Source organism: Oceanobacillus sp. B139/18 (assembly GCF_055524595.1).
This window is the reverse complement of record NZ_JBVFXI010000002.1, coordinates 538,434-564,693: the sequence shown is the minus strand read 5'-3', so window position 1 is coordinate 564,693 and position 26,260 is coordinate 538,434. Positions and strand designations below refer to the sequence as shown.

Annotated in this window: 21 protein-coding genes and 1 pseudogene; 21 read left to right on the top strand and 1 reads right to left on the bottom strand. The window is 38.9% G+C overall.

The annotated features are described in order from the left end of the window. Positions 1 to 12 precede the first annotated feature (12 nt). The 17 genes and pseudogenes from ACZSMY_RS10130 (at position 13) to ACZSMY_RS10050 (ending at position 17,929) form a co-directional block, all read left to right on the top strand. Positions 13 to 1,737, top strand: a complete 1,725-nt coding sequence (locus ACZSMY_RS10130; RefSeq protein WP_465147740.1) for a class I adenylate-forming enzyme family protein — start codon at positions 13 to 15, stop codon at positions 1,735 to 1,737. A 129-nt stretch (positions 1,738 to 1,866) separates the two neighbouring features. Beyond that, positions 1,867 to 2,079 carry an acetyl-CoA carboxylase biotin carboxyl carrier protein subunit gene (locus tag ACZSMY_RS10125; RefSeq protein WP_042532608.1) on the top strand — a complete coding sequence of 71 codons (213 nt, stop codon included), beginning with the start codon at positions 1,867 to 1,869 and terminating at the stop codon, positions 2,077 to 2,079. Between the two features lie 35 nt (positions 2,080 to 2,114). Then, the gene (locus ACZSMY_RS10120; protein WP_465147739.1) at positions 2,115 to 3,464 is read left to right on the top strand and encodes an acetyl-CoA carboxylase biotin carboxylase subunit; all 1,350 of its coding nucleotides are present in this window, start codon (positions 2,115 to 2,117) and stop codon (positions 3,462 to 3,464) included. A gap of 77 nt (positions 3,465 to 3,541) precedes the next feature. Continuing rightward, on the top strand, positions 3,542 to 4,324 hold the full coding sequence (locus tag ACZSMY_RS10115; protein ID WP_042532612.1) for an enoyl-CoA hydratase/isomerase family protein: 783 nt from the start codon (positions 3,542 to 3,544) through the stop codon (positions 4,322 to 4,324). Positions 4,325 to 4,348: 24 nt separating this feature from the next. Then, positions 4,349 to 4,798, top strand: a complete 450-nt coding sequence (locus ACZSMY_RS10110) for a MaoC/PaaZ C-terminal domain-containing protein (RefSeq protein ID WP_042532614.1) — start codon at positions 4,349 to 4,351, stop codon at positions 4,796 to 4,798. Positions 4,799 to 4,821: 23 nt separating this feature from the next. After that, on the top strand, positions 4,822 to 5,934 hold the full coding sequence (locus ACZSMY_RS10105) for a TRAP transporter substrate-binding protein (RefSeq protein ID WP_052484993.1): 1,113 nt from the start codon (positions 4,822 to 4,824) through the stop codon (positions 5,932 to 5,934). 120 nt (positions 5,935 to 6,054) lie between these two features. Continuing rightward, positions 6,055 to 6,567, top strand: a complete 513-nt coding sequence (locus ACZSMY_RS10100; protein ID WP_042532616.1) for a TRAP transporter small permease subunit — start codon at positions 6,055 to 6,057, stop codon at positions 6,565 to 6,567. After that, positions 6,567 to 7,886: a TRAP transporter large permease gene (locus ACZSMY_RS10095; protein WP_455725556.1), complete on the top strand. Its 1,320-nt coding sequence runs from the start codon at positions 6,567 to 6,569 to the stop codon at positions 7,884 to 7,886. The genes ACZSMY_RS10100 and ACZSMY_RS10095 overlap by 1 nt, the downstream gene beginning before the upstream one ends. 13 nt (positions 7,887 to 7,899) lie before the next feature. Then, a pseudogene (gene namA / locus ACZSMY_RS10090) lies at positions 7,900 to 8,916 on the top strand (NADPH dehydrogenase NamA); the annotation flags it as partial. 112 nt (positions 8,917 to 9,028) lie between these two features. After that, positions 9,029 to 9,775, top strand: a complete 747-nt coding sequence (locus ACZSMY_RS10085; RefSeq protein WP_465147738.1) for an SDR family NAD(P)-dependent oxidoreductase — start codon at positions 9,029 to 9,031, stop codon at positions 9,773 to 9,775. A gap of 47 nt (positions 9,776 to 9,822) precedes the next feature. Further along, positions 9,823 to 10,506 carry an EthD family reductase gene (locus ACZSMY_RS10080; protein WP_465147737.1) on the top strand — a complete coding sequence of 228 codons (684 nt, stop codon included), beginning with the start codon at positions 9,823 to 9,825 and terminating at the stop codon, positions 10,504 to 10,506. Positions 10,507 to 10,669: 163 nt separating this feature from the next. Further along, entirely contained in the window at positions 10,670 to 11,440 is a 771-nt protein-coding gene (locus tag ACZSMY_RS10075; protein WP_465147736.1) for an SDR family NAD(P)-dependent oxidoreductase, read from the top strand. Between the two features lie 631 nt (positions 11,441 to 12,071). Continuing rightward, positions 12,072 to 13,523: a ribosomal protection-like ABC-F family protein gene (gene abc-f, locus ACZSMY_RS10070; RefSeq protein WP_465147735.1), complete on the top strand. Its 1,452-nt coding sequence runs from the start codon at positions 12,072 to 12,074 to the stop codon at positions 13,521 to 13,523. Positions 13,524 to 13,667: 144 nt separating this feature from the next. Then, entirely contained in the window at positions 13,668 to 14,117 is a 450-nt protein-coding gene (locus ACZSMY_RS10065) for a hypothetical protein (RefSeq protein WP_042532624.1), read from the top strand. A gap of 34 nt (positions 14,118 to 14,151) precedes the next feature. Beyond that, on the top strand, positions 14,152 to 14,739 hold the full coding sequence (locus tag ACZSMY_RS10060; protein ID WP_212928813.1) for an anthranilate synthase component II: 588 nt from the start codon (positions 14,152 to 14,154) through the stop codon (positions 14,737 to 14,739). Next, entirely contained in the window at positions 14,736 to 16,472 is a 1,737-nt protein-coding gene (gene pabB / locus ACZSMY_RS10055) for an aminodeoxychorismate synthase component I (protein ID WP_465147734.1), read from the top strand. Before ACZSMY_RS10060 ends, pabB begins: the two co-directional genes overlap by 4 nt. Positions 16,473 to 16,738: 266 nt before the next feature. After that, positions 16,739 to 17,929 carry an MFS transporter gene (locus ACZSMY_RS10050; RefSeq protein ID WP_042532630.1) on the top strand — a complete coding sequence of 397 codons (1,191 nt, stop codon included), beginning with the start codon at positions 16,739 to 16,741 and terminating at the stop codon, positions 17,927 to 17,929. A 125-nt stretch (positions 17,930 to 18,054) separates the two neighbouring features. Here ACZSMY_RS10050 and ACZSMY_RS10045 read toward each other — a convergent pair whose 3' ends face one another. Continuing rightward, on the bottom strand, positions 18,055 to 19,632 hold the full coding sequence (locus ACZSMY_RS10045; protein ID WP_042532632.1) for a BCCT family transporter: 1,578 nt from the start codon (positions 19,630 to 19,632) through the stop codon (positions 18,055 to 18,057). Positions 19,633 to 20,223: 591 nt separating this feature from the next. On the opposite strand from ACZSMY_RS10045, the gene ACZSMY_RS10040 reads away from it, so the two are divergent. From ACZSMY_RS10040 to ACZSMY_RS10025, 4 genes are all read left to right on the top strand, one after another. Next, on the top strand, positions 20,224 to 21,711 hold the full coding sequence (locus tag ACZSMY_RS10040) for an amidase family protein (RefSeq protein WP_465147733.1): 1,488 nt from the start codon (positions 20,224 to 20,226) through the stop codon (positions 21,709 to 21,711). A gap of 82 nt (positions 21,712 to 21,793) precedes the next feature. Next, the gene (locus ACZSMY_RS10035) at positions 21,794 to 23,473 is read left to right on the top strand and encodes a PucR family transcriptional regulator (RefSeq protein ID WP_042532636.1); all 1,680 of its coding nucleotides are present in this window, start codon (positions 21,794 to 21,796) and stop codon (positions 23,471 to 23,473) included. 244 nt (positions 23,474 to 23,717) lie between these two features. Continuing rightward, on the top strand, positions 23,718 to 24,938 hold the full coding sequence (locus ACZSMY_RS10030; protein ID WP_276325302.1) for a M24 family metallopeptidase: 1,221 nt from the start codon (positions 23,718 to 23,720) through the stop codon (positions 24,936 to 24,938). A gap of 30 nt (positions 24,939 to 24,968) precedes the next feature. Next, the gene (locus ACZSMY_RS10025; RefSeq protein ID WP_465147732.1) at positions 24,969 to 26,174 is read left to right on the top strand and encodes a cystathionine gamma-synthase family protein; all 1,206 of its coding nucleotides are present in this window, start codon (positions 24,969 to 24,971) and stop codon (positions 26,172 to 26,174) included. Positions 26,175 to 26,260: the final 86 nt, after the last annotated feature.

Below are 26,260 nucleotides of genomic sequence, written 5' to 3'. Positions count from 1 at the left end.
TTTAGGCTAAAAGTGGTCTCTCTTAAAAGTCGAAGAAAAACATTTGAAATAAAAAGTAAAGAATGGAGTCCTGAACCTGTTCATGAACTTTTCTTTCAAATGGCCAACCAATATAAAAATAGTGAATTCATCATTTGTGAAGAAAAATCTTGGTCTTATTCAGATGTGGAAGATTTCAGCAAGCGATTTGGTGCTGGGTTAATCGATTTAGGATTGAAAAAATATGATCATGTAGCTTTAATTTTTCCAAACTATGCAGAATTTATCTTTACAAAATTTGGAGCATCCGCAGCTGGAGGAATTACGGTACCTATAAATTATAGATTAAAAAAAGAAGAATTCGCATATTTAATCAATCAATCTGATTCTTCATTTATCGTTACCGTAGATGAATGGAATGAGATCAATTATGTTTCAATTTTAAAACAATTATGTCCAGAAGTCTTTAAAGAAGAGCAATCAGAACGATTTCCAAAGTTGAAAGAAATTATTGTTTTCTCTCCAAAAGGAAAAAAATATTCAGGTACAACCGATTTTTATGAACTGATTTTTTCTTCGGAAAGAGATCGGGCGGGAAGGGTAATTAGCAATATACCAAAGTCACAGGTAACAGAGGTAACAGATATTATGTATACGTCTGGAACCACTTCCATGCCAAAAGGCGTGTTAGTTACACATGATATGATTTGGCGCAGTGCATTAGGCAGCTGCTTAAACCGTGGTTATCAAGAAGGAAGAAGAATTTTCATTCCAATTCCGTTTTATCATTGTTTTGGTTTTATTGAAGGAATTATTGCAGGAAGTATGGTAGGGGGAAGTTTAATACTTCAAATCAATTTCAATGGATCGAAAGCACTGGATTTAATGGAGCAGCACGAAGCGACAGACATCTTATGTGTGCCGACGATTGGTTTAAAACTAGTGGAAGCTCAGCAACAGCTGCCTCGTGATTTATCAAAATTACAATCCATGTACTGTGCAGGTGCTGAAGTGTCTCAACAAATGTGGAAGGATATTAAGAATCAATTGAAAATTAAAGAATTAAACACAGGTTATGGCATGACCGAGTGCGCAGCGGGAGTGTTACAAACCGATCCGAATGATGATATCACCTATCTTTCTAAATATGTTGGGCGCATCATCCCCGGCGGACATGTGGGGCTTGATGAATTAGAAGGAAAAAATATCTCATTCAAAGTCAGGGATTTAGAAACTGGAGATATCCTCTCTCATGGACAATCTGGGGAGTTGATTTGCAAAGGACCTTTAGTTACAAATGGGTATTACAACAAAGAAAAAGAAACTGCTGAAGCTATTGACCGGGAAGGCTGGTTAAAAACAGGTGATTTAGCGGTGATAGATGAAAATGGTTATATTTCTTTAACGGGAAGACTTAAAGAAATATATCGAATGGGTGCAGAAAATGTGTCACCTAAGGAGATCGAAGATGTATTAACTGGCCATGAATTAATTAACCAGGCATATGTAGTCGGTGTTCCTGATCCAGTGATGGGTGAAGTAGGATTGGCTTGGGTTGTGCTTGAACAAAATGCGTCTTTAAGTGAAAATGAAATATTTATATATGCCTCTGAATCTCTAGCTAAATATAAAATTCCGAAATATATAAAAATTGTTGAAAAAAATGAGCTTCCAATGACACCAGTAGGAAAAGTGTTAAAACGAGAGTTAAAAGAATGGTTTATTGGTGAACAACAAAAAGTAGAATCCCGTTTCTAATATTTTTAAAATATGATTCCGATGCAGTACAAATTTCTAGTGTTCCAAGTATAAGAAAATATCATATTTATAAGTGTTGAAAGAAGAGTTCGTTTACTATAAATTAAAATATCTGACGAGGTGAAAGTGATGAATATAACTTCTAACATGGCAGGAAATGTATGGAAAATAACAGTGGCAGAAGGAGATAAAGTTAGTGCTGGACAAGATGTTGTTATTTTGGAATCGATGAAAATGGAAATCCCTATTTCAGCAGATTCAGAAGGGGAAGTAGAAGAAATTATTGTTAGTGAAGGTGACTTTGTAAGTGATGGAGATGTGATTTTAAAGTTAAAACAATAGGTTACCATAATCTTTAATATAGAAAGGTGATTATTTTGTTCAAGAAAATTTTAATTGCTAATCGAGGAGAGATTGCAGCACGAGTAATTCGTTCTTGTCACTCAATGGGAATCGAAGCAGTAGCAATTTACTCAGAAGCAGATGAAAATTCTCCGCATGTTAGAGTGGCGGACAATGCTTATTTAGTTGGTGGACCACGTGTGAATGAAAGCTACTTAAATGTAGATAAAATTATTGAAATAGCGCTAGAAGCAAATGTAGATGCAATTCATCCGGGCTATGGATTATTATCTGAAAATGCTGGATTTGCAAAAGCATGTCATAATAACGGGATTGTTTTTATAGGACCAACTCCTGAAGTAATTGAGAAAATGGGAAGTAAAATTGAGGCCAGAAAAGCGATGGAAGCAGCCGGTGTTCCAATTGTTCCGGGTGATAGTACACCTTTATTAAATGTAGAAGAAGCTGAAATTGCAGCAAAACAAATTGGATATCCAATTATGCTGAAAGCATCTGCCGGTGGTGGAGGAATTGGAATGCAAATGGTTCATAATCAGGATGAATTGAAAAAAGCATTTAGTGGAAATCAAAAACGAGCAACTGACTTTTTTAGCAATGGTGCTATGTTTTTAGAAAAACTGGTTGAAAAACCGAGACATATTGAGATTCAAATTCTAGCAGATAATGAGGGGAATACAATTTTCCTCGGAGAAAGAGAATGCTCTATCCAAAGGCGTCATCAAAAAGTAGTGGAAGAGGCACCTTCACCTTTTTTAGATGAAAAAACGAGAAGAAAAATGGGGGAAGACGCAGTTCAAGCTGCTAAAGCTATTGGATATAGAAATGCGGGAACCGTTGAGTTTATTATGGACGAAAATAAAAACTATTACTTTTTGGAAATGAATACAAGATTACAAGTGGAACATCCAATTACTGAAGAAATTACTGGGGTAGATTTAGTAGAGCAGCAAATCAAAATTGCTAATGGAAATTTACTTACTTTAGAGCAATCAGATATTCAATTAAATGGTCATGCAATTGAAGTTCGAATTTATGCAGAAGATCCTAAAACATTTTTCCCTTCTCCTGGAAAAATCACAAAATTTAATATTTTAACTGGAGAGAATATTCGTCATGAGTTAGCAATTGAAGAAGGAACAACTGTCACACCATTTTACGACCCAATGATTGGAAAATTGATTGTAAAAGGAAATAGTCGTGATGAAGCAATTAAGAACTTAGTAAACGTTCTAGAAAAGTATGAAATAGAAGGTATCAAATCAAATATTCCCGTATTATTAAAAATTGTTACTCACCCTGAATTTAAAAATGGAAATACGACCACCAATTTCATTAAAGAATATTTATTTCAAACGAAAGTTTAGGTGGCAACATTAAGTTCATTGTGGAAATAACTTTATTTCCACAATGAAAACAGTTCAGTGTAAAGGATGGTATTGAAATGAATAAACAAGAAATTGTGGTAGAAAAACATAAAGGAGTAGCTACTTTATTATTAAATCGTCCTAACGTTCATAATGCACTTTCAGGTGAAATGATGGAGAAGTTTAAACAAGCCTGTGAAGAGTTGTCAAACGATTCTGAAGTAAAAGTTGTCGTGTTGAAGGGAGCAGGTGAAAAGTCATTTTGTTCAGGAGCAGATCTTGGAGGAATGAGTGAAGATAACAATATAATCAATTTCAAAAAACATGTTACTAAATATAGAGATTGTTTATTAGCTTTACGCAAAATGAAAAAACCTATAATCGGTGCCATAAACGGGTATGCTTTAGCTGGTGGTTTGGGATTGGCGGTTTCTTGTGACCTAGTTTATGCAAAAGAGTCTGCTCAGTTTGGCGCTCCAGAAATTAACGTAGGTTTATGGGGGATGATGATCAGTTCTCCCTTAGTAAATAGTGTTGGACAGAAAAAGGCTTTTGAGCTGATGTACACCGGTGATCGTATAAATGCAGAAAAGGCCAAGGAAATAGGATTAATAAATGAGTTTTTTTTAGGGGAAGAATTTGAAGAAAAGGTATATGAGATGGCAGAGAAATTAAGTGCAAAAAATCCTGTAGCACTTTCTCTAGGCAGAGAAAGCATGTATATGATTCAAAATATGGATTATGAAAGCTCTTTAACATATTTAAGAGATCAGGTAGTTGTGTTGAGTAGAACAGAAGATTACAACGAAGGAATGTCAGCATTTAAAGAGAAGAGAGATCCGATTTGGACAGGGCGATAACGAATAATAAGAAGGGTGAGTTCAATGACAATGTACTTTGATGACTTTGCAATTGGAGATGAAATGATATCTCCTCGACGTACAATTACTGAGTCCGATGTTGTACAATTTACAGGCCTGTCAGGCGACTTTAATGCATTGCACATCGATGAAGAATTTGCTAAAACGACACCATATAAGACGAGAGTAGCGCATGGGCTATTATCTGTTTCCGTTGTTACTGGGTTACAAGCTATGATGGGACATGTGAATGATTCTACTCTTGGCTTGCTGGAAATTAATTGGCGATTTAAAAAAGGAGTTGTTCCAGGGGATACAATTCATGCAAAATTTGTTGTAAAAGAAATGAAGGAAACTTCAAAAAAAGACAGTGGTGTGCTAACTCGTAGTGTCTATGTTTACAACCAGCGAGGAGAACTTGTTTCAGAAGGAGTAATTATTTTACTGATGCAAAAAAAAGCTTCTTCTTTTTAATAAAACTAAGGGCGGGATAAAGAATGAGTAAAAGAATAGTGTCTCTATCTGTTGTATTAATGATGTTTAGCTTCATTTTGTCTGGTTGTTTAAATGAAGATTCTTCTGCTTCAACAGAAAATTCAAGCGGAGAAACATTTAGTTGGAGAATGTCAAGTACGTATCCTTCTGGCTCAATTCAATTTGAACGAGATAAAAGATTTGCAGAACTTGTGAATGAGCTTAGTAATGGACGGTTAGATATTACCTTACACCAAGAGGGCGAATTAACAGCCAGTGATCAGTTGTTAGATACGGTTAGCAACGGGACAATTGAAGCAGGGGGGGATTGGCCTGGTTCATGGTCTGGGCTTAATTCAGCATTTAGCTTGTTAGGCACAAGTGCAGCTGGAATGAGTGTTTTTGATTATGCTATGTGGATTCAATCAGATGAAGGAATGGAAATCTACAATGAAATTTATGGTCAGCAAAATCTTGTCTACTTTCCGTACAATATTCCAGCTACTGAATCAGGTATTCGATCAACTGAACCGATTGAAAGTCTCGAAGATTTAAATGGTTTGAATATTCGTTTTGTAGGAACTGTACAATCTAGGTTAATGCAAGAATTTGGAGGTAATCCTGTCAATTTGCCAGCTGGAGAATTATATGAATCGATACAAAGAGGAGTAATTGATGCTGTTGAATTTAGTGGACCATCGGGAGATAAAGCACTGAATCTTGATGAAGTTACAAACTATGTTGCAACACCTTCTTGGCATCAAACTGCTTCTGTAACAGGAGTAATGATTAATCAAGATGTTTGGGAGTCTTTACCTGAAGATTTACAACTTGTCGTTGAAACGGCAGCAAAAACAACAATGTTGGAAACAACATTTGATGAGCTTTATCAAGATGCGCTCGTTACAGGTGAAATGATAGAATCAGGTTCTGTTACAGTTACTGAGTTTCCAGAAGAAGATGTGGAAACGATTATCGAAACAACAATTAAAATTCAAGATGAATTGGCAGAAGAAAACTCGGATTTTGCAATGGTCTTAGAAAGTCAAAAAGAATTTATGAAAACGTTTTCTGGGTATCGGGATATCATGGGACCTTGGGGATTTGGAACAAATGCAGAGACATTATTAGATTAAAATTTTCTGGTTATTTTAGAACAAATTCCTCTAATTTAGATAGTAGGGGGCTGATAAATCGGCCCTCTAAAACTCCAGTGAAGTTATTATATCCTGAGAAAATGGAAGGAGTAAGTTAATATGCGTGTTGTTCATAAAGTTATCAAAGGTATAGACACGATAAATTTATGGGTAGGAAGAATAGGATCCTGGTCTATTCTCGTGTTGACCTTGCTTATTGTATTTGAAGTAATCAGTCGAAGGGTCTTTAACTCTCCTACCATATGGACTTATGAAGTAATTACTATGGTATTTGGTTTTCATTTTATGATTGTCGCAGCCTTCGCTCTACTTTACAAAAGTTTAGTTTCCGTTGATTTGCTATATAGCCGTCTATCAGAAAAAAAGCAGGCAATCATGGATTTAATTACTTACTTTATTTTGTTTTTTCCATTTATTATCTTTGTTTTCTATATAAGTTTCGGAAATGCTGTTGATTCGTGGATTATAAAAGAGACCTCCTCATCCTTATTTGGAGCACCAGTGTACTTAACCTATACTATAGTCCCGGTTGCATTTGGGCTATTGATGCTGCAAGGTATATCTGAAGTATTAAAAAGAATCGTTATATTAGCGAAGGAGGGAAGTCACTAATGGCGGAAATCCTGGCTATATTACTGTTTGTAGGTTTAATTCTAGGGCTTATGACAGGACATCCCATCGCTTTTGTGTTGGGAGGGCTTGCTCTCATATTTGGTTTAATTGGATGGGGTCCGCAATCCGTAAGCATTTTTGTCAATGGTATCTATGACATAATGAATAACTATACTTTAGTTGCAATCCCTTTATTTACTTTTATGGCAAATTTGCTGGCTGGATCCAAAATCGCAGAAGGGTTATTTGAGTCGTTGCGGTACTTATTAGGCGGACTACGTGGAGGAGTAGCATTAGCTATCGTTATTGTATCGACTGTATTTGCAGCAACAACAGGTGTTGTTGGTGCGTCCGTTCTAACAATGGGTGTTTTAGGTATCCCAGTTTTATTAAAGTATGGATACAACAAAAGCTTATCAGCAGGTGTTGTTGCTGCAGGTGGAACATTAGGTATACTAATACCTCCAAGCATCATGTTAATTGTAATGGGAGCTCAGGCTCAAGTATCTGTAGGGGACTTATTCAAATCAACCATTGTTCCTGGACTGCTTTTGGCGTTTTTCTATGCTGTATATGTTCTTTTTATATGTTGGAAAAACCCAGATTATGGACCAGCTTTAACAGAGGAAGAAGCAGCGGCTATGCCGATTAGAAAACGAATTACAGGAAGTTTAGTTAATTTGGTTCCTCCTTTAATTTTAATTTTGGCTGTGTTGGGTACGATATACACAGGAGTTGCCACACCAACAGAGGCTTCTGGTGTAGGTGCATTTGTGGCATTTTTAATGACAATATTTTACCGGAAGTTTAGTTTGAAGATGCTTACGGAAGCAATGTATGAAACAGCTAAGACAACGGCAATGGTTTTAATTATTATGATTGGTGCTACAGCTTTTGCATCCATGTTCTTAAGTTTGAATGGGGCGGGGGTAATACAAGGGTTTGTTGATACGTTAGGACTGAATCAATGGGGAATCTTTATATTTATGATGGTTCTTGTCTTTATTTTAGGTATGTTTCTTGATTGGGTTGGAATTATAATGATTATTTTTCCGATATTTATGCCTTTGATTCAAATGCATGATTTCAATATGATTTGGGTAGTCACCTGTATTGCAGTACTTTTACAAACTTCATTTCTTACACCTCCATTTGGGCATGCGCTTTTTTATACGCAAGGAGTTGTAAAAGGACAAATAACAACAGCAGAAATTTATCGAGGGGTTGTTCCATTTATTCTTATTATCATTTTTGTTCTTATTCTAACGTTAGTATTCCCGCAATTAGTTTTGTGGTTACCAAGTATTTTTAGTAATTAATGAAAGGTTGTGAATGAAAATGAGTAAATTATTTTCAACGTACAAGTTGAAAGGAATTACTTTAAAAAACAGAATTGTCATGTCTCCAATGTGTATGTATTCATCAAAAGAAAAAGACGGTAAAGTAAACGAATTTCATAGATTTCATTATATAAGCCGAGCTATGGGGCAGGCAGGATTGATTATTCTGGAATCAACAGCTATCAATCCACAAGGGAGAATTTCTGAATTAGATTTGGGAATCTGGAAGGATGATCATATAGCAGGTCTTACAACAATCGTGGATGCTGTTCACAAATTTAATTCTAAAATAGGAATTCAACTTGCACATGCTGGCAGAAAAGCCGACGTGGAAGGTCCTATATTTGCTCCTTCTTCGATTCCGTATAAAGATACAATGAAAACACCTAAAGAAATGAGTAATGCAGATATCAAGACTACTATAGAAGAATTTAAAGAAGGAGCAAAGAGGGCTAAAGAGGCAGGTTTCGATGTTATTGAACTCCATGGTGCACATGGGTATTTAATCAATGCGTTTTTATCACCGTTATCTAATAAAAGAACCGATGAATATGGAGGAACTAGAGAGAATCGTTATCGTTTTTTAAGAGAGATTTTAGATGAAATAATAACCGTATGGAGTGGCCCTTTATTTGTAAGAATATCTGCATCTGAATATCATCCGGAAGGAAACAAGATGGATGATTTCATTTATTTTGCCAAACAAATGAAGGAGCAAGGTGTTGATTTAATAGATTGTAGTTCTGGAGCAGTGGTCCCAGCCAAAATCGAGGTGTTTCCAGGTTATCAAGTTCCTCTTGCAGAGAAAATTAAAGAACTAGCTAAAATAGACACTGGAGCTGTTGGGTTAATTACCTATGCCAGTCAAGCTGAAGAAATATTAAAAAACCAGAGAGCAGATTTAGTATTTCTGGCAAGAGAATTATTACGCGATCCTTATTGGCCGCTAAGAGCTGCAATCGAATTAGGAGAATCTATCGAAGGACCGAAAAGCTATGAAAAAGCGTGGAGTGAGGTATTGCCTAAAGGACTTAACAGAGTTTCTGAAAAATGGTACCCAGGAAAAGAATCATTAATTCAGCGTTAATTATAAAAGATTATAGATTAATGGAGGATTTAAAGTGAAGAGACTAGAAGACAAAACAGCTATTATTACAGGCGCCGCTAGCGGTCAAGGAAGAGCAGAAGCTTTATTATTTTCTAAACAAGGAGCGAAAGTTGTTATAACGGATATAAATGAAGAAGGTTTGTACGAAACAGAAAAAGCTATAATAAATCAAGATGGAGAAGTAGTTTCTATCAAACATAATATTTCTTCAGAAGAAGAATGGGAGAATGTTGTATCTATTACAAAAGAAAGATTAGGAAAATTAAATGTGCTTATAAATAATGCTGGTATATTATCAAGAGAAGGGTTAGAGTCGACCTCACTTGAAGATTTTAATCATATTCAAAGTATAAACACGCAAGGGACCTTTCTAGGTATGAAGCATGCTGCACCCTTAATTAAAAAATCAGGCGGAGGGTCAATTATAAATATTTCTTCAATTTACGGTCTCGTAGGTAGTGGAGGATCTATTTCTTATCATGCTTCAAAAGGGGCAATAAGATTAATGAGTAAATCAGCTGCTGTACAATTGAGCAAAGACTACATTAGAGTTAATTCGATTCATCCAGGTGTTATAGAAACTCCAATGTCAAGTTCTATAGCAACAAACGAGGGGCATCCTCTTGAAAGTAAATTTCCTTGGCCAGAACTAGGCAAACCAGAAGATATTGCTTACGGTGCTCTTTATCTAGCGTCGGATGAATCTAAATTTGTGACAGGAAGTGAATTAGTAATTGACGGAGGCTATACTGCGCAATAGAGAAATAAGATGAATAATTTTAATGAAAACAGGAAGGTGAAAAGCTAATGGTTGTTAGAATGGGGATATTACAAAAAAAGAAAAATATAACGATTGAAGAATTTCACAATTATTGGGTAGAGAAACACGGTTCAATTGCTTCCCAAATTCCGAGGCTACGTAAATATCATCAAAATCATGTGACTAGTTCTGAACAATTAGGTATAGATTATACACGAGGATCGCAAGCGGTAGATGGTTTTTCTCAGCTCTGGTTTGATGACTTAGCTTCAATGAAACACAGTTTTAATTCAGATATTACTAAGGTGCTTTCAAAAGATGAAGAGCAATTTATTGGAAAAATGCAATTAATTATTGTAGAACAAAATGTAGTAATTCCAGTTTCTAATGATGAATCTCTTTTAAAACGGATGTCACTGCTTAAGCGCCGTCCAGATGTGGATATAGAGGTTTTTAAAAGTGAGTGGGCAGAAGTACATGCAGAACTTTTAAAAGCTATGCCTGATGTAAAAGGTTATACACAAAATTTAGTGATCGACCGTAACATTAACAGATCCCCAGCTGGATATGAAGATGTACCAATCGATGGTGTTGTTGAACTTTGGTTTGAGGATACAAACAGTTTGAAGGCTGCTTTTGCTTCAGAAGCAGGCAAGAAGGCAATGGAACATGCAAAAACATTTATTGAAGAAATTACTACCTTTATTGTAGACACACATGAGATTGTTTAACGTTATAAGGAATTCTCAAAATTTAAACCTTATGACTTAATCATTATACCAATTTATAGGTTTATTTTGGAAATTAATATTTTAATCATTTAGAAAAGCGTTTTCCTTTATGAGAGTTTATTTAAGATATTTGTTGAAACTTAGTATGCGAGGAGAAATTATAATGGGAAAGTTAAATGGTAAAGTTGCGTTGATTACTGGTGGTTCTGGCGGCATTGGTAAAGAAACAGCAACTACCTTTTTAAAAGAAGGAGCGAAAGTAGTTTTAGTTGATTTGTTTGAAGAATCGCTTAATAAAGTTAAGGAGGAACTTGAGTCTTTTGGCCAAGTAATTACAGTTGGGGCAGATGTGTCTAAAGAAGAAGACGTTAAAAATTATGTGCAAAAAACTGTTGAACAGTTTGGACAAATCGATATTTTCTTTAGCAATGCAGGTATAACAGGCAAAAAAACCTCCTTAATTGAACAAACAGCCGAAAACTTTGATAAAGTGCTTGCTGTAAATACTCGCGGTGTATTTTTAGGACTTAAATATGTACTGCCAATTATGATAAAACAAGAAAGTGGCAGTGTTATAAATACTTCCTCTGTTGACGGATTAAGAGGTTCTCCTGAGATGGCACCATATGCAGCTTCTAAACATGCTGTTGTGGGGTTAACGAAAACTGCCGCATTAGAAGTATCTGATAATAATATCCGAATAAATTCCATTCATCCATCACCAGTGAACACTGAAATGATGCGTTCACTTGAAGCAGATACGAATCCGGATGAACCGGAGTCTGTAAAAACAACTTATAGTCAAGCAATTCCATTAAAGCGTTATGCAGATTCAAATGATATTGTTTCCTTAGTATTGTTTCTAGCCTCTGATGAAAGTAAGTTTATAACCGGATCACAATATCGAGTTGACGGTGGGATGGGAGCTATTTAAAGTCAATTTGAGTATTAAATTTAATTTTATATATTATATAACCAATATTCAGTAGTGTTTAATTTAGTATCATGAAAAAAAAGTTTTTTTTACTTGCAATTGTGTTAGGTAATACATTCATTTGGCAGAATTTTAATTCAGCTCCAAATTTAAATGTGTGATTGACGTTACTTATCCAGCGATATATAATAAAATTAAATTCAGAACGGAAGGGAAAATGTGCTAAGATGAGATTTCGATTCCTAGACTTGAACAATTAATTTGATAACATGTTCAAGCTCTGCCTGTGCTTTGACGCTCGCAGAGAAATAGGAGTCGTCTGTCTTTTTTAGCTATTATAAGGAAGGTATACATGAGGTATATCTTTTTCCTGAAGGAAGTATGTAAAAAGGACAGCAGACGATTTGCTGTCCTTTTTTAATGATGAAATACAGGTACAACAAAAGGATTTCTATTTCTTTTTGCGCGGGGAAGCAGGGTGTTCGTTCTAATAAAAAATAGGGAGAGATGACGATGCAGATGCTATTGTTCTTTTAATGGATACGGGCTTGTTATCAGAAAATACAAGCTCGTATCGATCCAGTTACAGGCTATCGATACGAGAAATTAAAAAATCTCGGAGGTAGCAAATATGCAAAACATTCAATTTGAAATAAAAGACGTCGAATTAACGTATTTAGATAAAGATATTTTTTCCATCGAACGGTTAGCGGTTCATTTTATGGATCGGATTGGTATTGTCGGTCCGAATGGGGCGGGAAAAACAAATCTGCTCCGTTTGCTGGCAGGAGAGATAGAGCCGACAAAAGGGAAAATACACCGCCATGCAAGCTTTGCTTATTTAAAACAAATGGAATTCCCGGGTGAGGAACAAGCAGATCCAAAGGTATTAGGCAAGCTTCAGGTTCCCAATATAGAGGAAGGTATCAGCGGCGGTGAGCAGACGAAAATAAAAATAGCACAGCTTTTGGCAGCGTATAACGAAGCACTGTTGATTGATGAACCAACTACGCATCTTGATCAGCAGGGAATCCGTTATTTACGGAGAGAACTGGAGAATTATTATGGGACGCTAATGTTAATCAGCCACGACCGGAAGCTTTTAGACCAGCTCGTTACAACGATTTGGGAAATTCGTGACGGAGAAATCCATGTTTACTCCGGTAATTATACGGAGTATGAAGAACAGAAGGCTTTGGAGGAATATCTGCAGCAGGAAGCGCATGAGCAATATTTGAAGGAAAAAGCCCGTTTAGAAGCAGCAGCACAGGATAAAATGCAAAAGGCTGCGAAAATGACGAAGGGCGCAAAAGCAAATGCCCGAAAGAAAGAAGGAACGGACCGGCGGCTTGCGTCAAAACCTAAAGATGTTTCGCAAAAGGCGATGCAAAAAAGTGCCAAAGCCATGGAAAAACGGATGGACCAATTGGAAAAGGTCGATGCTATTCAGCATGAACGGCCCATTCAGTTTCATCGTTCCAAAGCGTTAGAACTGCATCATTCCTTTCCGGTAATGGGAAATCAGCTGACGCTAAAGGCTGGGGAAAAACTGCTTTTAGAAGAAGTCCGTTTTCAATTTCCTTTGGGTAAAAAAATTGCGATTACCGGAGCGAATGGTTCTGGAAAAAGTACGCTGCTGAAGGCGGTTTACGAGCGGCAGGAAGGACTGGAGATTTCACCGAAAGTAGCATTTGGTTTCTTTGACCAGCTTGCTTATCAGGAGAAGTCAGACGAAACGGTTTTAGACAGTTTAAAGAAAACAACCGATTATGAGGAAGGCTTTTTACGCAGCATTCTGCATGCTATGTATTTTAAAGGAAATTCGATTTATAAAAAACTGTGTCACTTAAGCGGCGGTGAAGCGATCCGGCTGCAGCTGTGCAGATTATTTCTTGGCTCTTACCATATTTTATTACTGGATGAGCCGACGAATTTTTTGGATATCCAGACAACGAAAGCTTTAGAAGCATTCTTTAAAGGCTATCCGGGCACCATTATTTTTGTTTCCCATGATGCAGCCTTTATCGAAAATACAGCAGATCATGTATATGAAATAAAAAATAAAAATATCACTGAAAAGTAAGGAGAGCAGGGGCAGCTATTTGCTCCTGCTTTTTTACCTTATATAATAAAAACAAAAAATCATACACTTTCCAGATGGACAAAACAGTTCACAATATCAATAATAAGAACAGACAATTCATTTAAAGCAAAAAAGGTGGACAGCATGATGAAAAAGATACTTATTATTACATGTGTCATTGTAGCAGGAGTATTTTTCCTCGTTGGAAAATGGGGAGGAGATAGTAAACTATTTGCACAAACATTACCCTCTAATATGAATGAAGCACATGAGATTAAAGAAATTACCATATACGAAGTGAAGCCGACAGGAAAGCCTAAAGCCATTTCGCTAACGGAAAAAGAAGATATTGCCAAGATTTTAAAAGCTGGTGAAGCAATGGAACTCAATGAAACAAATGACTTTGTAAGCTCTGGTTATCTGCTTCTGTTTCAAGGCTCTAAAGAAAATTATGCGTTGACCGTAAATGAAGAAGGGAACATAGATATGAACGGGCATGAAGAACATTATGATATTAAAGGAAAAAATGCATTATTCCAGGCTATTCAAGGAATGGATAATCAATGGGAGCTGTTAAAGGAAGGGGAGTTATAGAGATTTACTATTTTGACGATCTGGAGGTGAAGAAATGATTTTAATGATAGATAACTATGATTCATTTGCTTATAATATCGTCCACTATCTGGAGAATTTAGGTGAAAAGGTTGTCGTTAAATATAATGACCAGCTGACTATCGAAGCAATCGAGCAGCAGCAGCCGGAGTATATTGTCTTATCGCCAGGACCCCATACGCCTGAAGAAGCAGGAATGACATTAAAGGTCATTGAGCATTTTAAAGGAAGTATTCCTATTCTTGGTATTTGTCTCGGGCATCAGGCTATCGGCCAAGCCTTTGGAGCTGCCGTGATAAAAAATAATCCTGTTCATGGAAAGCAGTCGCTTATTTTTACTGACCAGCAGGGCGTTTTTTCACAGCTTCCTAAAAGCTTTACGGTGACAAGATACCATTCCTTAAGTATCGATTCGGACAGCATTCCGGAATGCCTTGAAGTCAGCGCGACTACAGAGGATGGAACAATCATGGGGATACGTCATAAAGCCTACCCCATCGAAGGGATGCAATTCCATCCGGAATCCATCAGCACGGAGCATGGCTATACATTGCTGAAGAATTTTCTAATGCAATATAAAAAGGCAGGTGAACTTCAAAAATGATAGAGAATACGAAAATGTTATTTGATTTTTCATTTGAAGAAGAAGCAGGTGTGCGCCGTATTTTTGACAAGCCGATGGACATTCTAATTGCTCATTCAGATGATGAAGTAGAAAATGTTTTTGCACAAATGGAAGGATACCAGCAGCAGGGCTATTATCTGGCTGGATATATTTCCTATGAAGCTGCCTCGGCATTTGATAAAAATCTGGTGACCCATAAAAAAAGCGACCTGCCGCTTATGGTGATGGGGGTTTTTAAAAGTGTACAGCTGGAGCACACAAGGCCGGCTGCTGACCGTGCCTATCCTCTGGTGAATTGGGAGATGACAACCCCCAAGCAGCAGTATCAGCAAAATATCGAATCGATAAAAGCTGCGATTGCGAGAGGAGATACATATCAAGTAAATTATACTGTTCGGATGGAAGCAGATAGATCAGTGGATGCAGATTTACTGTATGAACAATTATCTGGAGCGCAGCAGGCAAGGTATGGTGCCCATCTGCAAATAGGGGATTACCAAATTGTATCTGCCTCTCCGGAGCTGTTTTTTGAACGAAGGCAGCAGTTCATCCATACGAAACCAATGAAAGGAACCATCAAACGAGGGCGGACTCCAGAGGAAGATTCCTCTAATAAAAGGAAGCTCACTCATTCCGAAAAGGACCGGGCAGAAAATGTAATGATTGTGGATTTACTTCGAAATGATTTATCGAAAATTGCTGTGAGGGGCTCTGTTCATGTACCGAAGCTTTTTGAAATAGAAAAGTATCCTACAGTTTATCAAATGACCTCAACCATTAGGGCAGAATTAAAAAAAAACCTCAGCAATTTTGATCTATTTAAAGCGTTATTTCCTTGCGGTTCCATCACCGGTGCACCAAAGCAAAGTACAATGGAAATCATTCACGAGCTGGAGGATTCACCGAGAGATATTTATTGTGGAAGTATCGGTTTTATCACACCAAATCAAGATGCACTATTTAATGTTGCGATACGGACTGCTTGGATGAAGGATGGGAAACCGCCTGTTTATGGAGCAGGAGGAGGAATTACCTGGGAGTCGGATACGGAAGGGGAATATGAAGAAGCTTTAGCAAAAACAGCCATTTTAAAAGCGGCTTCTCCATCCTTTCAAATTGTAGAAACAATGAAATATGATGGGACACAGATACTTCGGCTGAACAGGCATTTCGCCCGGCTAAAACGAACGGCGCTTCAATTCCAGTATCCTTATTCCATGGATAATATCCGGCAACAGCTGAAGGAAAAGGTAAAGAATTATGATGGAGAACAAAGAGTACGCCTTTTATTGGGGCAGGATGGGGAAATAAACATAACCTGTACGCCGCTTATGAAAGAGTCGGAAGCAATAAAAAAAGCAGGGATAGCTTCCTCGCCAATCAATAAAAATGATATTTTTTACTATTATAAAACGACGAATCGGCAAATGTACACGTCTTTTCGAGAGCAAGCCCCTGCTTCCTTTGATGTCCTTCTATGGAATGAAGAAGAACAGCTGACGGAGTTTACGATTGGGAATCTGGTAATAAAACAACAGGGTGACTATTATACGCCGCCTGTTTCTTCGGGACTCCTTGCGGGTACTTACCGGGAAGAACTGCTGGAGCGGGGAGTAATAAAAGAAAAAATTCTATGGAAGAAAGACATCTCTTCTTTTGAAGAGGTCTGGCTGATTAATAGTGTACGAGGCTGGGTAAGGGTAACATTTTAAAAAATAATTTTGTAAAAAAGATTGCATGATTAACCGGTGCAATCTTTTTTTATGCATTATGAAATGACTGGAATATTGCTGCAGCAAAAAGGATTTATAGCTGTTCGATTATAAACATGCATGTTGTTAAAAGAAGTCGATGGCAGTCGAAAAAAAGGCAAAAAAATTTTGAGCAAAAGTATATCTGAAATAAAAAAGTTGTGATATGATGTATCAGATTCCTAAGGGAGGTTTTAAATGAAATTTTAGTTAAGGAGAAATGAAGTATGGAAAAACAAAATATGACACTGTCTATCTTGCTGATGAATTTGTTTATTGCATTTTTAGGTATTGGGTTAGTTATTCCAGTTTTACCTACTATTATGAATGAATTGAATTTGTCTGGATCTGTTGTAGGGTACTTGGTAGCAGCTTTTGCAGTTGCGCAGCTTATTGTTTCACCACTTTCTGGAAGATGGGTCGATGTGTTTGGACGTAAACGCATGATCGTTATCGGATTATTGATTTTTAGTTTTAGTGAGTTTTTATTCGGTATCGGGAAGACCGTAGAAATTTTATTTATCTCAAGAATTTTAGGTGGAGTGAGTGCTGCTTTTATAATGCCTGCAGTTACCGCATTTATTGCCGATATTACAACGCTTGAATCCAGACCGAAAGCGTTAGGCTATATGTCTGCAGCGATCAACACCGGATTTATTATTGGTCCTGGTGTCGGTGGATTGCTGGCGGAAGTAGGACCGAGAGTCCCGTTTTTCGCAGCGGCAGGTTTAGCCTTATTCACAGCGGTTTTATCCACAATAACATTACGTGAACCAGAAAGAAAACAAATGGAACAAGGAGAAACAGCAGCTCCAAAACCCGGCTTAGGAAGAATCTTTGTTCCAATGTACTTTATCGCGTTTATTATTATATTTATTACCGCATTTGGTTTATCTTCCTTTGAATCGCTATTTTCTCTATTCGTGGATCATAAATTTGCATTCACACCGAAGGATATTGCGATCATTATTACCGGAGGAGCGATTGTCGGCACGATTGCACAGGTTGCCTTGTTCGGTAAATTGGCAAATAAATGGGGAGAAATCCGTTTGATTCGTTATTGTCTCATTTTCTCTGCCATTCTTGTTACGGCAATGACCGTTGTGGAAAGCTATGCGATGATTTTATTCGTAACGATTGTTATCTTTATAGGCTTTGATTTACTAAGACCGGCTGTGACCTCTTATCTGTCAAAAGCGGCTGGAAATAATGAACAAGGCTTTGTTGGTGGAATGAACTCGATGTTTACAAGTATTGGAAATGTATTTGGACCAATTATTGGCGGGATATTATTTGATATAAATTTAAATTATCCTTATTATTTTGCAGCAATGGTATTGTTAGCAGGTATTGCTGTGGCAATGGTTTGGAAAGAACCAAAAACGCAGGCAGAACACGCATTAGAAAAAATAAAATAATTGCTGAAGAATAACTGGATAGAAGAAACGCACTTGTGCGAGCGGAAGGCTCTGAAGCACAAGTGCGTTTTGTGTATTAGCAATCATTTTTTTACAGAAAGGGAGCAACCTTCAGGAAACAAAAGCTAATCCTTTCTGCTTATATTTTCAATCGTAATCGATTTTGGCTTTCTAGCATCTCTCTGCAGTTTTAAATCGTCTGTAGAAGCCCGCATAAACGACCATGCCAGCAGAATCATGATGAAAATAACCGGGAATCCGGCAACAATACTGGCTGTTTGCAAGGTCTCCAACCCGCCGATAAACATTAACGCCATCGGCAAAATCATTAGCATAAATGCCCAGAAAATCCGGTGCCAGCGCATTGGCTCGCCGCCGATTAGTTTTCTTTGGGCTACAGCTGCCAAAATATAGGAGGCTGAATCAAAGGTGGTCGCTAAGAAAATAATAGCGAGTATCGTGAAGACAGGAATAATAAACCAGGAAATCGGCAGCTGATCCAAAATAGCAATAATGGCAGCCGGGGCTCCATATTCATTCATAAATCCAATCACATCGAAAGATTGGGACAGCTGCAGATAAAGGCCATAATTTCCTAAAATCCCAAAGAACAGGACACAGCCCAGTGTTCCGTAAATTAATGTTCCAAGAACCATCTCTTTGATTGTTCTTCCTCGTGAAATTCTAGCTACAAAGAGCCCGACAAACGGTGCATAAACCACCCACCATGCCCAGTAGAAAACGGTCCAGGTTTCCGGGAAATTCGTTGCTTCATATCCTGGAACAGAAGCTAATGGCTCAAGCCAGGTTGCCATGGAAAAGATATTATTGACAATCCGTCCGATACTTGTAAACGTCATTTCGCTGATAAATAAGGTTGGACCGAAAATAAAGACGAAGGCTAGAATAAATAACACGAGCCAGATATTTAAGTCACTCAGCAATTTAATCCCTTTATTAATACCGGAATACGAGCTGAATGCAAATATAGCAGTACATATGAGCATAATGACTGCCTGCATTCCCAGCGATACAGGAATACCAGTAACGTGATTCACGCCTTCTGCAATCATTGGCGTTCCAAGTGCCAGCGTTGTTCCGGCTCCACCAAGCAGACCGAAAATAAACAAGACATCAATTATTGTCCCCAGCGGTCCATCTGCGTGTTTGCCAATAACCGGTCGGGAAGCTTCGCTGATTTTAAGTACAGGTTTTTTGCGGACATAGTAAAAGTAAGCGATTGGCAGGGCGGGCAATGTATATAGTGCCCATGCAACAGGTCCCCAGTGGAACATGCCGTAGCTTGCTGCCCAGTTGATAGCCTCCTCCGATTCCGGTGTAATACCGAACGGCGGCCCTTCATAATAGTAAGCCCATTCAATCATTCCCCAATATAATATACTGGAGCCGATACCTGCGGAAAAGAGCATGGCAGCCCATGAAAATGTTCCAAATTCTTTTTTTGTATTTCTGTCGCCGAGTTTTATGTTACCGTTTCTGCTGAATGACACATAAAGCAGAAAGATTAGGACGCCGAGTCCCAATAATAAGTATAGAATACCAAAATTTCCTGTGACAAATTCATTTGCCTGATTAATCACGGATGCGCCGGCTTCCGGGAATAAAATCAATGGAATAACGACACTAAACAAAATAACAAGCGCTAATATGAAAGTAGGCCAGTCTATTAAACGTTTATTCATTTATTCATCTCCTCATCTGTGTTGAATGTTTTTAGGATGTCATGGATAACTGTCTGAATCAATGGTTTAAAAAGGGCCTGCCTTGTTTTGTATGCTTCCCTATATATCCGTTTACAAACAAAAGTACAAGGGACTCATGTTTCCTGGCTGAAACGCTCTTGCAAACGGTATAGTAAAAAGCAGAAATTATTTAACATTCGGAACGGAAAAGGACGGTATTATTTTTTTCGTTAGCTATTAGGAAGCGGAATTATTCCTGATAGCGGACGATGCGAATGCTGGGGCAGAATATTGTAGAGAAAAGTCGCCATTTGTAAAACGATATCATTATAATATTCTCTGCAGATTTTATCAAGGGCATTTAGATGGAGGAGGCTTTGTTCCGGGCAGTTTGAAACCGTATCGTTTATGGTAAAAATAAGGTAGAATAAAAGGAAATTGGGAAGGAGATACAACAATTTGAAGAAAACACGATGACATTCCCGCTAAAGCAGATTCAGGCAGGCGCTGTACCAAATATATTGCAGCAATCCGAATCAGAGATGGACCTGCTGTTTCCCTATTAAAAAAGAAATATAAGGAAGTGATTCGATGACGTTTCATGAATATAAAAACTATGATGCAACGGGTCTGGCAGAGCTTATCCGGCTAAAAGAAGTACAGCCCTCTGAATTAGTAGAAACCGCCTTTAGTCAGCTGCATCAAGTGAATCCCGAGTTAAATATCACTACCCATCAACGGGAGGAAGCAGTGAAAAAAGAAGCAAATCAATTTCTTGTTCAAGAAGCTGCTTTTTCAGGTGTTCCCATATTGATGAAAAATATCTCACAAGCCATTGAAGGAGAAAAATTAACCTCAGGCTCGCGGCTGCTTCAGAATCATGTAGAGAAGCATGATAATTATTTTGTTAAAAAATTTCGGGAAGCGGGCTTTTTATTTATGGGGCATACCAACAGCCCTGAATTTGGCTTGAAAAACATAACCGAGCCAACGCTGTATGGGCCGACAAGAAATCCTTGGAACCCGGCTTACTCTCCTGGCGGGTCAAGCGGAGGGGCTGCAGCAGCTATTGCCTCTGGTGTTGTCCCAATGGCAGGAGCAAGCGACGGCGGCGGTTCAATCCGCATACCTGCATCCTTTAGCGGGCTGGTCGGATTAAAACCGACACGCGGACGAACTCCTGTAGGACCGGGAGTCGGCAGGCAGTGGCAGGGAGCATCGATTAATTTTGTATTAACCAAAACTGTACGGGACGCTGCTGCCATGCTGGACCAATTACAGGTGGTAGAGCCTCATGCTGCCTTTCAGACGCCGTTATATGAAGCGGGATATCAGCATACGCTGTCTGCCAAGCTTCCCCAACTGCGGATTGCTTTCACTACAGACTCACCGGCAAATACCCCTGTATCCGATGATGCGAAAAAAGCAGTGCTGCAGTTTGTCCGCCATTTGGAACAGAATGGACATATTGTGGAAGAAAAAACTTCTCCCGTTGACGGGGTTCAGCTGATGCGGGATTACTATGTGATGAACAGCGGGGAAATGAATAGCGTTATCCGCGGACTTGAAAAGACAATGGGAACGTCATTGACAGCAGAGGATATGGAAATCGAGTCATGGCTGCTTCATCAAGCTGGAAAATCTGTATCAGCTGCAGATTATTCGGACAGTCTGGCGTCCTGGGACCGTGCAGCAGAAACTATGTCTATTTTCCACCAGTCCTATGATTTCTATATTTCTCCGGCTGCCGCTTTTCATGCTCCAAAGGTCGGGGAGCTGACGATGACAGCGCAAAAGGAACAGGAATTTAAGGAAAGAATGGCTGTTGAAAAGGAAAAGCAGAGCATCATTTACGATATGTTTTTGCCCAGTTTAACGTACACCCCATTTACGCAGCTTGCGAACTTAACAGGGCAGCCGGCTATTTCTTTGCCGCTTTATGTCACAGATAATGGATTGCCAATTGGTGTGCAGGTTATGGCAGGAAAAGGCGGAGAGCATCGTCTTTTGCAGCTTGCCTATGAAACAGAGAACAGTGATTTATGGAAGGGCATGCAGGGCAACCCTTATTTTTCATAATAAACCTTACTCCTTTTAATATCTGTTAGAATAATGAAAAAGTAGTTTAAATAGAATAAAAGAAGTGTCGAGGAGGGACCAAATGGAAATTACAGTTCAAGATATGTTGCAGGAAGAGTTATTTGCACAGGCTGTTGTCGAGACAGGGAAATCGAACTTTTCTGAGAAGAAAATCCAATGGGTATCTGTCATTGAAATGCCTGTGGAGAATTTTGTCCGGAAAAATGAGCTTGTTTTAACTACAGCGCTTGGCTGTAAAGATGATTTGGATGCTTTCATGCAATTTGTAGAAGATATTATCCGTGCAGAAGCGAGTGCATTAGTCATTGCAACAGGGAGACATATTAATGAGATACCGTCTGAAATCAAAGCGTTGGCAGAATCGCATTGTTTAACAATGATTCGCATTCCCTGGGAAATCCGTTTTGCAACGATTGTGGAATTCGTCATGGAGGAGCTGGCACAGAGGAAAAGTTCGGAAATCCTTCAGAATGTGAAGGTACAGCAGGAGCTGCTGCAATTTCTTCTGGAAGAAAAACGTCTGCACGAGCTGCTGGAATTTATCCAAATGCAGGTCGCTGCAAATGTATACCTGACGGATCATCACTTTCGTTTGTATGATTTGGAGGAGTATTCCAAAGGAGCACAGGAAAAATGGCAGCTTGTTTTTCAAATGGAAGAGAAAATCATTCTTCGACAAGATAGATTCATGCGTGACCCATATAGGCAAAAATTTGATTTAGTTGCTTTTCTGGATAAAGAGCTGATTCAAATTCCTATTTTGCAAGTAACCGGCGAAGCGAAAGGCTATTTATTTGTAGAACTTCCCAATCAGGCAGCTTACGAGCCTTTTTTAAATAAATACGGTCAAATACTGGAGCATGCGGCTACAACGATTGCCTTATGGCTCTCTAAAAGAAATGCCGTGGAAGCAACAGAGAATAAACTGCGCAGTGATTTTGTCGAAGAACTGGCAAAAGGAAAATTTCGTAATGTGGAAGAGGCGGCTTTACGTGCAAATCCGTTAGGGTACTCTGTTTATCATACGTATGTATGCATTCTTGCTCAGCCGGAAAAACTGCGTGAGATTTATAAACAGAGGAAAAATGCATCAGGCACTTATACTTTATGGGAGAAAACGATGCTTGGCTACTTAGAGGAAGAACTGGTATATGCTGCGCAGACGTTAAAACAAGAAGTGATGATGACGCAAACAGAGGAAGCATTTTTGGTATATTTGCATATCAAGCATCAGACGGATTATCAGCTTGCGACGGATTTTTTGGATTTGGTTGACAGACGGCTGAAACTTTTTTTTCCTGAGGTAACTTTACGTTGGGGAGTTAGTGGAAAAGTAGAATCATTTACCGATTTTCAAAGATCATTTATCGAAGCAAAACAGGCAATGCAAATTGGAGAAAAGAAAGGAAATCCGCGTACATGGTATGAAGATACAGTGCTTGAGCGGATTTTGTTGCAGCTCCATCCTATTTCAGAAATGGATACCATCAGGGAGAACGTATTAGAGCCGCTGTTAATGTATCAAGAAGAAAGGAAGATTAATCTGATAGAAACATTTCTCACTTTCCAGCAGCATCGGGGAAATGTCAGTAAAACAGCTCAATCACTCCATCTTCACCGACAGTCATTGTTATACCGCTTGCGAAAAATAGAAGCGTTGACGGGACTGTCGCTCCATGATTCTCATCATTTATTCCTGTTGGAGTTGAGTATGAGAGCATGGGAAATAAACAAAGCATGAGCGGAGTAACGAGTGGAAGTACAAAAGAATCAAACGAAGAGAAAGTATGGTCCGTATGATCATGCTTTTTTATTTAGGACGACACCCCCTAACTGTATAATAAAATAATTTTCTTTTCATACAAAATGTCGGATGATTTAAAGAATAGTTTAAATATATAATAAATTCAAACAGAAATAAATATCTTTTCATCGCAGAAGAGCATTTTTGGAAAATAGGAAGATAGGGAGGGGGCTTGTTTGCTGTGAAAGTGGCTCGAGAGGAGTACCGGGAACGTTTAGCGAAGACAAAGGAGAGTATGGCAAAGCAGAAAATAGAAGTATTGCTTATCACCAACCCGGCAAATATGTATTATTTAACCGGTTTTGACGGCTGGTCCTTTTATGTCCATCAGATGCTGGTTGTAATTGATGAGGAGGAGCAGCCAATCTGGATAGGGAGAACAGCAGATGCCAATGCTGCAAAAGTGACCACATGGCTTCGGGAAGAAAATATAATTGCTTATCCAGACACGTATGTACATTCGCAGATAACCCATCCTATGGATTTCATCGCAGCAATTTTAACAGAAATCGGTTTAAGCAGCCGCCATATTGGTGTGGAAATGGATAGTTATTATTTTACGGCAAAATGTTACGCTGCGTTAACTCAAGGGCTTCCGGATGCAATATTTAAAGATGCGACGTTACTTGTGAACTGGCTGCGTATCGAAAAGTCTCCAGCGGAACTAGCTATGATGGAGCGTGCTGCAGTGATTTCTGAACAGGCGATGCAGGCAGGAATCGAATTGGTGAATGAAGGGGTTAGAGGATGTGATGTCGCTGCCCAAATCAGCTATGCACAATTCCGTGGAACGCCGCAATTTGGCGGCGATTATCCAGCGATTATACCATTGCTACCAGCCGGCGAACGGACTTCCACGCCTCATTTAACATGGACGGATCAGCCCTATCAGATGAATGAGACCGTTATTTTAGAGCTGTCAGGCTGCTATCAGCGCTATCATGCCCCGATTGCGCGGACCGTTCAAATTGGGAAGCCGTCTGTATCGATGAAAAAACTATCATCTATTGTTTTAGAAGGCTTGCATGTATGTCTTGATTTTATTAAGCCGGGAGTCACCTGTGAGGAAATAGAAGCAGTTTGGCGGAAAACGGTAGAGAGACATGGCGTCTTCAAAGAGTCACGTCTCGGCTATTCGATGGGATTAAATTATCCTCCAGACTGGGGGGAGCATACAGCAAGTATTCGAAAAGGGGATAAAACAATCATCCGTCCTAATATGACATTCCATCTCATTCCTGCCATCTGGTCGGAGGGGGAAAGCTTTGAAGTCAGCGAGTCTTTCTATGTGACAGAAACAGGCTGCAGAACATTTGGAAACGTACCAAGAAATCTTTATGTCAAGGAATCCATGCCAATGAAAGAGATAGAGGAAGACAAAAATGAAAATTCTGCCGGGTAAGGGAAGGCGGCAAAATAGGAGGCTGAGAAAATGACACACAAGAAAGAAATTGGCTTGGCGACCAAAACGGTCTGGGCGGGAGAAGCGGATTATTTGGTTCATGGGGCGACGCAGGTGCCTGTTGTGTTGAGCGTAGCCTATAATTATGATGATATAGATGAATGGTTTGACGTAGCTACAGGAAAAAAAGCAGGGCATATTTATGGCCGGAATACGAATCCAACCGTCCAATCCTTTGAAGATAAAATCAAAGAAATGGAGGGGGCAGAAGCGGTAACCAGTTTTTCAACGGGAATGGCAGCAATCAGCAACACATTAGCTACGTTTTTAGTTCCGGGAGATCGAATTGTTTCTATTAAAGACACTTATGGCGGAACGAATAAAATATTTTCCGAATTTCTTCCGCGTCAGCAAATTGAAGTTCATTTATGCGATACAGGAAATATGGCAGAAATGGAGAAAGAGATAAACAAAGGCTGTGAAATTTTATATTTAGAAACGCCTACGAATCCAACTGTAAAAATAACCGATATTGAACGGATGGCTAAGGCAGGGAAGGAAGCGGGCGCATTAGTGATTGTGGATAATACGTTTGCAACACCGATGAATCAACGTCCGCTGGCTCTTGGAGCAGATCTTGTTATCCACAGTGCGACCAAGTTTCTGGGAGGGCATGCCGATGCTTTAGGGGGTGTCGTCTGTGGCAGGAAAGCGCTGATTGAGCCTATTTTCCATTATCGGGAAATCAATGGTGCTACAATGGACCCCATGGCTGCTTATTTAGTCCTCCGTGGTATGAAAACATTACATCTTCGTGTTCGTGAGCAATGTAAAAATGCGATGGCGCTGGCATTATACCTTCAAAAACAGGATATCGTAGAGGATGTATTTTATCCCGGCTTGCCAGACCATCCCAATCATGATATTGCTAAAAAGCAGATGGATGATTTTGGCGGCATGCTGAGCTTTTCTGTAAAGGGAGGCATCGATACAGTTCGAAAAGTACTTCCAAAGCTGCAGTTTGCCCATCGTGCTGCGAACTTAGGGGCAGTGGAAACAACAGTAGGACCGGCAAGAACAACCAGCCATGTGGAATGCACACCAGAGGAGCGTGCAGCCCTTGGTATACCGGAAGGGCTTATCCGTGTTTCCTGCGGTATTGAAGCTACCGATGATATAATCCATGATTTTGAGCAGGCGCTGCAAGCAGCGAAATCAGATAAGCTGCTTTCTTAATCATAACAATAAGAGTAAATATGAAAACCGAATGGGTACCTTACATTCGGTTTTTCATGCTGCAGGATAGCATATTAAACGAAATG